Origin of the sequence: Pseudomonas caricapapayae, assembly GCF_001400735.1 — a bacterium.
Classification (GTDB): Bacteria; Pseudomonadota; Gammaproteobacteria; order Pseudomonadales; family Pseudomonadaceae; genus Aquipseudomonas; species Aquipseudomonas caricapapayae.
Map to the genome: position 1 here is coordinate 1 of NZ_LJPW01000110.1, position 1228 is coordinate 1228.

The following is a 1228-nucleotide window of genomic DNA, read 5'->3' on the forward strand; positions in this document are numbered from 1 at the left end:
GTCAACGCCAAGCTGGCATTCACCTGCGTACACGAGAAAATTCCGGCTCCCTCGGCAGAAACGGATGTGCTGTTCCAGTACGCCCGCTGGTTGCAGAAGAACAATCAGATCCCGCAGGACGAAGCGGTCGACGTCGGAATTGGCAGACTGTATCGCATAGCCGCAGAAAACAATCACTACAAGGCCAACGTCAACCTGCAGAACGGCGGCATGCGTGGCGAATTTAAGTTAGGCGGCGAAGAACATCTAAGATTAAGTCAGCAGTTGATCGACGCGCGCATAGCGACTGGTTATTACTTCATCGCTGTATTTCTTGAACGGGGATCCGCTGGCTTGCATAAAGATCCGGAAATGGCCTTGCATTACTTTCGCAAAGCGGCGGATGAGGGAAGTGCCCAGGCCCAAGCTTATGTGGCAGACAAACTAGAACCGATCGATATTGCTCCGAACATTGCACGACAGATGCGCTGGCGTGCTGCTGAACAAGGTAACGGAAAGGCCGCGACAGCATTAGGTAACGATCAAACAATTGATGGAAATTATCAGAAGGCACTTAAAGCTTATCAACTTGGTGTTGCAGCGGGCGATGAAACTGCAGCATTTTTTTTAGAGAGTGGTTTTGATGGTCCTGCATCGGTTAATCGCTTGTACTTCATAGATCAGAAGAAAGATTTGGAGCGTGTAGATCGCTATAAAAAAATTGGTAAGTTGCTAGGTGACTGGTCCTATGCCAACCCAAGCGTCCCCGAAATCAACGAAATCGTCCCCCTGCCCCCAGCCAAACTCCCCGCCTTGGATGGCAAGCTGAAATGGGTTGAAGAGCGTGAAGCCAATATCCCGCCGCCCAAGCCTTCCGAAGCACTGATTGAGCAACTGGCCAAGGCCATGGTGCTTGATCCTAAAACAGGTAAGCCCTTGCGGGGATCGCCTGTATATATCAAGGAAGACTGAATATATAGGCGGTAGAGGGTTTCAGTTATGAACCGGATGTTGCGTGTGCCGAAAGAGAGTGGTCTGCACATGCAAATCTCTGCCCAAACTCAAACCCGACGCGCGCTCGTTGAACCTTATTATCACGACGCTACTATGACGGACCATGACTGATGCGCCTGACTTTGTTGCTTTCAAGCTTGCTGTTGGCCGCCTGCAGCTCCGGCAATGCCCTTACCTCACGGACGAAGGACGCGCCGCTGAGTCAGTTGAGCGAAGTCAACGCCAAGCTGGCATT

1 protein-coding gene and 1 pseudogene are annotated in these 1228 nt (G+C 51.4%); both read left to right on the plus strand.

Features of this window, described 5'->3' with window-relative positions; genetic code table 11:
• On the plus strand, nucleotides 1-951 hold a 951-nt coding region (locus tag ALO80_RS15740; protein ID WP_055009661.1), incomplete at its 5' end, for an SEL1-like repeat protein.
• Nucleotides 952-1103: 152 nt separating this feature from the next.
• A pseudogene (locus tag ALO80_RS32015) lies at nucleotides 1104-1228 on the plus strand (sel1 repeat family protein); the annotation flags it as partial.